The following is a 9,400-nucleotide window of genomic DNA, read 5'->3' as shown; positions in this document are numbered from 1 at the left end:
ATGTAATATCTCCTCTTCTATTACTTTATTTTCTATTTTAAAGTTACTCTTCCACCATCCTATTTCTCCTTCTATTTCTACAGATATAACGACTCCAGAGAATTTTAAAATAGGCTGTATAAACAATCCTTTTTCATCCGAATCGATAACAAAATCTCCTCCAAAATAAGAATCTGCCTTAGCTGCTGCTCTGAATGTTATAATAGGCTTAGCTTTTGTTCCGCTTACTCTTCCTACCTCAATGCTAATACTCAGCTCTATAGTTACTCCCATTTTTCCACCGATAGTAGTCTTCCCCTGCATCTGTATTCCATTAATACTATCAATTTTTAATGCATCAACCATCATTGCCAATTCCCCATAAAAGGTAGCTGTAAAAACTACTGATGCTCCTAATTTTTCTAATCCCCCTCTAAACTTCTCAATAATTTTAGCTGCAGCCGGGTTTCCAGTCGCTCCATAGGAAGCCAGAGCAATTGCACACCCTAGTATATCAATCACAACTTCTGCTCCTATTAAAGGCTGAAAGCCAAAACCGACCTCTCCAATTACACTAAGCTCACTTCTTTTATTAATTCTTTCTAAGTACCATTTTCCTACCACTGTAAACTTAGGATATCTGATATCAAATCCTACGGGAATAGCAGTCGCTTTTGCCGCACTCTGAGCATAATTAATTGCATGCTGAACCAAATTAATTGCATTAGCAATCATTCTGGCTACCGGCTCTATTACATCCGAAAACTCATTTGTAAAGCTTCTTTTCATCTCTCCATTATCCCACTCTGCAGATAATCCTACTCCTATTGAAATCGGAACTTTTCCGCTTTCATTCATTACCCTTCTCTTATATCCTTGTTCTCTGGATTTCTCCTGATGTCTGGCATATACACTTCCCGGCGGCATATTAACCGCTTTATAATTAGTAACATTTACTAAAAGTTCCAGTGCCAATTCCCATTTTATATCAGGATAAGCTTTAATTAATACAGTAGTACGATTTTCTTTACTATAATATCTACAGGTATGAATATGTAGATGAAACTGATTAGGGTTTGTTGCAATAGGCCAAATATATTGTATAGGAAATGCATTAAATCTTGAAAGATCTGAATAAACTTTATAATTTAAAGAAGAAGCTGTAAAGGTTTGTTTTGTATCTCCCTGATCCATGGCCTGGCCAACATCTATTATCTGGATTTCCTTTTTATGCTTGTTATTACCTCTAAAACAGGCCTTAGTTTCAAATCCTATAACATCTATCGTCAGCGGTCTTTTTGTGGAAACACTCGGTGCTACGACTTCATAATTAAGGGTATGAGCATCATGAGCATTAAATACAAAAGAAATGTCTACTCTTCTGTTATTTTCATACTCTCTCTCATTTCTATACCTAATATTATCCCTTCCCATCTTATCATCAGTAGGATCTATCTCTCCTTTCCCCACAGAAATTATTCTTGCCGGATCCAAACCTCCATCTGTAAAGAATTTCTTAACAACGTCTGCTCTTCTTTGAGATAAGCCTTTATTATAATTTTGTTTTCCAATAACACATGCATATCCACTTAGATTCATTGTCGATCCTTTGTGCTCCAAAAGAAATTTTAAAATATTGTTAAGAGTAGCCTCTCCATCCTTATCTATAATAGTAGAATCAAACTTGTAGTAAATCGTTCGTTGTATAGTTTCTTTAAGATGATTTCCTGTAATTGCTCTTATTCCTCTTCCATTATCAAATACATCTACAGTTATATTTTCGGGCTTTCCATCTTTTACTGCACTTTCCGTAATCTTTATAACTTCAAATTTGCATGGCTCATAACGTACAGAGCTTACATCGGGTACATATACTTTGGTAGGAGTCTGATTTTGACTGGTATTTACGTTAGTTGTTGCAATTTTATTCTTTACGTTAAGATAAATAGCGTGCAGATCATCATTAAGGTTATCTTTAACATATTTACCCGAAACAGTATCTTTTACTTTGATATAAAATTCCTCTACATTTTGGATGTTATCCACATATGCCATCCATGCATAGGTATTTTCTATTTTAAGATTAACTTCCCCGGCAGTAACCTTAACTCCATTATATATATGAACCAATTTATCTTTTCTTGCATATTGCTGGTTCCAAAGCTCAATAACAACTGTATTCCCGTTAAGCCCTTCTGTCTTTAAATTAAGATAAACAATATGTCCGTAAGATATATAATTAGTCTTATTACTATTTTTGATGCTTGCACTTCCTCTCTGAGTACTCCATTTACTACTGATAATCTTAGGATCACACCATCCTTTCACAAACAACCCTACCATGTTTTTGAAATCCCTTACACCAGACAAACTGGCTTCTATATAATAGAGGTAACTTCCACAAAGTTCTTTACTTATTGAGAATCGATATCCGGTAGATGATGGTACTTGATTAATAATAATTTTTCTGTCACCGGTTTGTCTCATCCAGATAAGTTCTTTCTTTTTATCGGCTTCTGTTGTATCCGGTAACCATTCTGCTACCCCAAAATACACCCATTCGTCCGGATATATCGTCAACAGCATATTAGGAACAGACATCATAGCAATACATCTCCCTGCTGTAAATTTTATTTTTTTTACACCTTTTGCCATTTTTCATAGTTTAGATTGCACCCCCCTGCTGTTCTTCAGAAACAGGCTGCTCATTACACATATCCTCCGCATCCACCAAAGGATTAATCTGTTGCTGTACATCCTTATCAGCATTTTTAAAATTCTGCCGGCTGGCTTCTGCCCTTTGCCCATGATCTATAATGCTGATACAGGGTGTTCCTGCAACCGCACAAATAGCTTTACTGTCTTCCAAAATGATATATCCTCCGTTGCTTAGCTGTACTTTATCATAAAAATTCTGCCATTCAGTAAGCATTATAGCACAGGGAGGCGGCGGAATTCCCTGTTTAGTACAACTGCCAAAAGTATTTTTTTCGAAGGTAGCTCCTCCTACTTCTTTTGTAGTCACTATCAGTTTCTGAGCCGCATTTTTATCATTGGCATATTCTTTCTGATGTGAAAGCACTTTAAGTTTATCCGGAGCCTGCCCGAACTGGCATATGCACGTTGCACCTTGTACTACAATATGTTTTTCTGCCATACTAATTTCATTTTTTGGTGTTTTTAAACTATTCTGTTTCTTCCTGCAGGGCCGATATCACCACCGCAACTTTCTTCCTCTCCTGTAACATTATATCAGATTCCAGGTATAATGATTCCGGAAGCACTGATTCTCCATTCAGGTAATATTGTATCCTGAAAGAACCGTTCTCATTAAAAACCGGATCTTCATTGATCAGAACCGGAAAGAGAGCCCCGTTAATAAAATCATTAACCGTACGCTCATCATACAATATCCCATTTCCTTCTATACTAATGAGGTCATATTCATCCTTCAAAGGATCTATTTCCAGACTGATCTCATAATGGGGCTCTATCGGATTGTTAATAACAGGGAAGCTTTCTGTTCCTGTCGTTTTATAATTCTTCCCAAAGCTCTGATAAACTCCAAAAAACATGGTTCTAAGAAAATAATCATTTTTCAGTAATACTGTCAGAATCTCAGGTTCTGCCAATGTATTTTCAATTTTTTGGCAATACTCATCTACAATTTCTCCTTCAAATTCTTTATAAATCTCTTCTTTAATTCCGTTCCATCTTTTATTAAATAGGGTAAGGTTCTCAATCGCATTCAATTTTCCCTCCTGATTAACACTTACCTGTAGCGGATAAAGAACTTTGGACGCTTTATAGGCCAATAAATCTGCCATTTCATTGACTTCTTCTTCGTTTAAATAAAGTCTTGAGGTCCTGTCTATTTCAAAAAAATGCAGCAGGTTTTCACTTTTTAGCCAGCGTACGGAAGTTTCAAATTTTAATTCATTTTTATGATTTACGTTTTCAATGGTAATAATCACACCATATTTTAAGAATGAATTTTCCGGCTGAAATTTAAGTTTATTTCCATGACCCAATGGAACCAGTTTATTTTTGTCGGCAACCGCCGTTCTTGGAATAAAAAGTTCTTTCTGACTTGTAAGTCCTATTAAAATCATATCCTTTACTTCACAATGGTTATTATGAAACAGTTTTAGCTCTTCTTCAGCCAAACCGTAAAAAGCGGCAATACTTTTAAGTGTTTCGTTTTCTGTGATGATATGCTTATTATACTTCAATTCTGGATCTTTTTAATGTATAACCCGTACTCTGTTATTTCTCGGGTCCATTCCGATTCCTTCCCTTCTCGCAGACCAGTGCAAATATTTATTTCTGAGTACTCTCAGATCTTCCTGCTCTTTCACTTCTCTTTCATAATCTGCATGTCTTTGTTCAGGAATTTTAGAACCGGCATAGATATTCTGCAGCTGTTCGTAGGTCTTAAAATTATAAGCACTTCCATTACCCATCACGTAGGGTCTTAATCGGGCTTTCACTCTTTCTAATAAAGTATCAGATGAAATACTATAGGTTTCTTTGGTAATTTTTGCCATATTGAAGGGAATATCTTTGTCTGTACCATATTCACCCATGAAATGTAAAGGAATATAACTGAATGTTTTAAGCAGGTCCCGGGATCCCTGTAATGCAGTATATAATTTTCCTTCATCATAAGAAAGCTGATCTTCATTAAACCAACACTCTGCGATAAGCCGTCTTCGTAAAGGCTCTAATTTTTCAATTCTTCCCCATCCCCATGCTGTTTCTATTTCTTTCCAGGTTTCTGTACCATTTTCATAAGCTCCACCTACATCACAGTGTACACCTGGAAATGTTTTTTCAATCCCACTAGGTACTCTTGTCAGGTCAAAATTTTCCCGGTGTTCATTCTCTGCTATAAAATGAACAATAGTTTGTGCTCTTCCAATATCATTCAATCCAAGCTCCTGAACATCATTACTAAAGTTTGGAATCCCATTGTTTGAATAGGAAGAAACAGTATCATAAACCCCCAAAAATCTTATTCTCAGTATTTCAACTGTAATACCGGCCTGCTGTAACTTCAGTCCTAGATTCCCCCATTTAGGAAGTTCCTCAAATGGTACAATATTACCCCAGTCATCATAATAAATAGTAGCAGAAAAATCTTTTTCCCTTGTGTAATTACGTGCAGTAGCCTTATATTTAGATTTTCCCGTATCATGTACAAAATGTCGGGCTGCCGCTGCCCCCCTACTGAATCCAAATACATCAAAAGTAAGTACATTGATCTTATCTGCTTTTTGGGCATTTTTTAAATCCCTTACTTTTTTAACAATCTCGGAGCAACCTTTTTCCACCTTTGACCGGATACCGGTTTCTCCCGCTCCAAAAGCATACCCTGCCATGGAATCTGAATCACTGTCCGTTGTTCCTATACCTTCTATATATATCGCATAATTCTTATCATAGTTATCCCACAGCCTTGCGACATTACTCCAGTCATTGTTATAACTATTATTATCCGAAGGATCTCCACCATGTTTTTTATGAACAGCTGTCTGATTTCTTCTTTCAATAGTATTGGTTTTATTATTCAAGGTTCCATCAAAAAACATCCCTAAGGTAATATCCATGGTTCCATCTTCAACTGCAGGTGGCGGACTATAGTCTCCAAATCTATTATTATGCATATTTTTTATTTCAAGTTTGATGAAAGAATAGTTATAAAATATATCAATCCTGTGAGGTAATGGTTTATCCTATTTTACCCGATAATCTTATTTTCGCCTTTGTAACAGGAAGCTCCTGATTTTTTGTTTTTAAAAATAAGTTTGCTTCCGTATTATCAGCATTCACTTTAATTACAAAATCTATATTTTCTTCTTTTCCTAATTTTCCGAATACATCAAAAATCTCCTTTTCATCAAAAGAATCGATCCATATGGCATACCGGTTCTTTTCTTTATCCATCCAGTAAAACCCACAGAATTTAGGAACAGCTCTTTTTTGATAATGATTATTATTCAGGCTTTCCCCGAATAGGTTTTCCTGCTCGCCATTGTAATTATTAAAGCCAAAATCTATCCATTTTCCCCCTTCAGTAAGTATGACTTCCGGTTTCCAATTATATTTTTCTCTGTAAACATCATAAATATCCTCAGAAGGATAGCCATGTTGCTGTATTTTCTCTCTGACTTCCGGTTTGAATGTTTTGTAAGAAGGATCGTTTAACATCCTGTCTGCAAAACCTTCTTTAAACATATACCGGGCATTGTCATATGCTTTTTCCTCCTTAATAATGGTATCATGCGCCTGAAAAACACCTACTTCTTTCTGATTTCCCGTCCCTTTAATCCATAAGACCACTCGTCCTTTAGGAGCTAATCCCACTACGAAAGCATCATATGTAGTTTTTTTATGAGTATCCTGATCCACAAGTCCTTCTTCAAAAAGTTTGACAATCTTTTCTTTGTCAAGTTTCCATTTTCCAGTATAAAATTTTCCTTCCACTAAGGAATACCAGGTAAACTCCAGTGCATGAGGAATTTCCATTTGTGTAGTGGAAACACTCATTGTTCCTCCGTCATTTCCCCAGCCTGTATTTTGTGTTCCCCAAATGGAATCGAAATTATAAGTGAAATCATCTGCTATGATACTCCCGCTATAAATTTCCATGGGAAACTCCTGTGGTGCAGAGATCGTTCCTAGCCAACTGTATTTTTTTTCTTCCATTTTTTTATTTTGACAATGTATTATTGAGAAACTACACAGAATAAAAAGAATCAGGGTTTTCAGGTTATTTATGACCACGGGATAATATTTTTTTATTGCTTGCCAGTACAAGGTTCTGTTTTATAGCTTCTACATTAATCTTTTCAGCTATTTTTTCAGTTTTCTCACCAACCATAAGGTTATAAGTATCTTTTACTTTAACGTGTATGTTTTTCGCTGTCTTTCTTATAGCCATGATTAAAAAAGTTTAGATTTTTCCGCACTGTTGAATTCCACTATTTTACCGCTTTGCATGGTCATATTCTCTTTTTCACTGAACATGGATATTTCACCGGCTATTTCATTGGAAGTTTCAGACTGTCGTCTGAATTCTTTTTCCACCATCTCCGTCCGGGTATCAGAAGTCTCCCTGATATCTCCGGCTGCCGTTTGCACAATATCGGTTCCTGCCGTGGAAATTATATTTTCATTGGCAGCACTTGTAATACTGGCTCCTGCGTTTACTGAAATTTCTTTTCCGGCAGTTATGTTTATATTTTCACCTGCTTTCAGGGTAAAGTTCTTAGGGGCGTTAACGGAAATATTTCCCTGCCCGTCCATGAAAATAAAGTTCCCGCTCGGATCCACAATATTAACGCTTCCTTCTTCGTCATTCATTAAAATCTTAATCCCACTACGGGTTTGAATAGATTTTAAATGGTTATTAATTCCTCCTCCCAGTGCGACGGCTCCATGGAACATTCCCCCCATTACAAAAGGCCTGTCAGGGTGATTGTGTACAAAATTCACCATTACCTGATCTCCCACTTCAGGAATCGCCACATACCCTCTGTTTTGGGTAACCTTATCTGTCCCACCTGCATCAGGACTCATCATTCTAATAAAATGAGTAGTATCACTTGTCTGCCAGTCAAATCTTACCTGAACCCTTCCCTGTCCTTCCGGATCAGTATTTGAGATCACGGTAGCAATTTGCGGTTCGGCCTTAGGTATCGTGAAATGTGGTCTTGGTAAGAATCCGGTATCAGAGGCTATTCCTTTAAAATGACCTTTGTAATGTCCTAGGGTATCTACTTCATGCTCCACTTCCGTTACCATAATCTTAGTAAAATAAGAGGTCTGGTTGGTATCCAGCTTACGCATCTGAACATCTACCACACAGCCTGGATGTAAAAACGGAACGGTAGTAGTTCCTGATAAACTGAAAACATCCACGGCTTCACTTCCTGATGTACTTTTCTGAGAATATTCTACGTCAAGATGAGTAGCAACTTTCATAGGAGCCACTCTTAGTGATGGTGTTTTAAAAATATTATCATTATGTTCATAAGCCGTTTTAGCAATATTGCTCACGTGCTTTATCGGTGTTGCTCCTGAAGTCAGTTTCTCATGTTTACTGCTATTATAGCCATAGAACTGTGGCTTGGTATGTACCGCCTTTAGCTCTACATTGATGTCATCAACACTACTTCCATAGATTAATGATATGGGTTTATTCTGTGGAGGAAGTTTACCAAAGTGCAGCACTTCACCATCATAATAGAACTGTTCACCATATGCTTCCGCCATTCTCGCAAGATAGTTATAATGAGTTTCATCATACTGGCTGCTATATATAATTTGTGAATAATCATTGGTATCTATCCTGATATCAAAACGGTTTTTATCAAGTCCCTGTCTAATCACTTCTTCAGCAATAATTCCCATATTAACAGGCTGATTGCCCCCAAAACTCTGTATATGCGGAGCTCCATCCAGTAAAATAGTAGGACTGTACCCTGACAGTATAATATTACCCAGACTCATTTTCTCCTGACTATATCCGACTCCCGTAATAACTCCTACAAAGGTTCGGTCCGGACTGTTATCTATATCTTTATATGAGATCACAACTGTCAACCTTTTTCCTAAAAACTTATTGGCCTCTTCCAGTGTATGAGTCTGACGGTCACCCAAAGTATCATGAGCCAGGACAAGACTAAACTCATGGTGATGCATTGCACTCTGCTTTAATGTAAAGTGCTTATAATATTTGATCACCTTACCTTCTATTACCAAAGATAATTTTACCAGACGGTTAATCCCCATATGATGATTTTCAGAAACTCCATCTGCATTTTGGGAAGGACGAAATGCTGTGCCCATATAATTGTGATTATGATGTTAAAGTATTGGTCTAATAAAAGACCTATGGTAAGAACAAAAAATTATTCCATACAGGATGAAAAAGACTATCTTTTGAATAGCCTTTTTAGTTATCAATCGTATAAATATTCGAAATTAGTTAGATGGCCAAAGCCCTTCATAAGATGCATTTCCGTAGTTAATCTTCTCTGCACTTATCACAAAACTGATTAACATACTGTTTTCATCCACTGCATCGAAATCTACTTCATGCTGAATAACAAATCCATTTTCCCAGTTCAAAGTAATCAGGGTTCCTTCCTCATGGGATTTATTAAAAGTAATTTCTCCGCTTGTAGGCTTATATTTCCCATTTAATAAACTTTCAAGGATGTCAGATTTTTCAGTTGCTTCTATCGTTACTTTAATAAGTGCATTGGAAGGATCTGAAGCTACACGTCCTGAAACATCCGTAGATCTGGAAACGCTATAATTTAGCTTTAATAATTTCTGTCCTTCGCTTCCATTAAATTTTAGGATCCCTCTTGAATTTGCTGCCATAATAGTAAATTTTAATTGTTAATATTTT

Annotated in this window: 8 protein-coding genes; all 8 read right to left on the bottom strand. The window is 36.5% G+C overall.

What is annotated here, in order from left to right:
• The coding region (locus Q0A18_RS03680) for an OmpA family protein (protein WP_292008823.1) at window positions 1-2,634 on the bottom strand (2,634 nt) is incomplete at its 3' end.
• Window positions 2,635-2,644: 10 nt separating this feature from the next.
• Window positions 2,645-3,136, bottom strand: a complete 492-nt coding sequence (locus Q0A18_RS03675; protein WP_292008822.1) for a DUF4280 domain-containing protein — start codon at window positions 3,134-3,136, stop codon at window positions 2,645-2,647.
• Between the two features lie 28 nt (window positions 3,137-3,164).
• Window positions 3,165-4,211 carry a hypothetical protein gene (locus Q0A18_RS03670; protein ID WP_292008821.1) on the bottom strand — a complete coding sequence of 349 codons (1,047 nt, stop codon included), beginning with the start codon at window positions 4,209-4,211 and terminating at the stop codon, window positions 3,165-3,167.
• Between the two features lie 12 nt (window positions 4,212-4,223).
• The gene (locus Q0A18_RS03665; protein ID WP_292008820.1) at window positions 4,224-5,645 is read right to left on the bottom strand and encodes a DUF2235 domain-containing protein; all 1,422 of its coding nucleotides are present in this window, start codon (window positions 5,643-5,645) and stop codon (window positions 4,224-4,226) included.
• Window positions 5,646-5,709: 64 nt separating this feature from the next.
• Window positions 5,710-6,687, bottom strand: coding sequence for a DUF2931 family protein (locus tag Q0A18_RS03660; RefSeq protein ID WP_292008819.1), 978 nt, complete (start codon window positions 6,685-6,687; stop codon window positions 5,710-5,712).
• Window positions 6,688-6,751: 64 nt separating this feature from the next.
• A complete protein-coding gene (locus Q0A18_RS03655) occupies window positions 6,752-6,922 on the bottom strand; it encodes a hypothetical protein (RefSeq protein ID WP_292008818.1) in 171 nt (56 codons plus the stop codon).
• Between the two features lie 2 nt (window positions 6,923-6,924).
• Window positions 6,925-8,832: a phage baseplate assembly protein V gene (locus Q0A18_RS03650; protein WP_292008817.1), complete on the bottom strand. Its 1,908-nt coding sequence runs from the start codon at window positions 8,830-8,832 to the stop codon at window positions 6,925-6,927.
• Window positions 8,833-8,967: 135 nt separating this feature from the next.
• Window positions 8,968-9,372, bottom strand: coding sequence for a type VI secretion system tube protein TssD (gene tssD / locus Q0A18_RS03645; RefSeq protein ID WP_292008816.1), 405 nt, complete (start codon window positions 9,370-9,372; stop codon window positions 8,968-8,970).
• Window positions 9,373-9,400 lie beyond the last annotated feature (28 nt).

It is taken from the genome of Chryseobacterium sp. (assembly GCF_022712095.1).
Taxonomy (GTDB): domain Bacteria; phylum Bacteroidota; class Bacteroidia; order Flavobacteriales; family Weeksellaceae; genus Chryseobacterium.
This window is presented reverse-complemented; position numbering and strand designations above follow the sequence as displayed.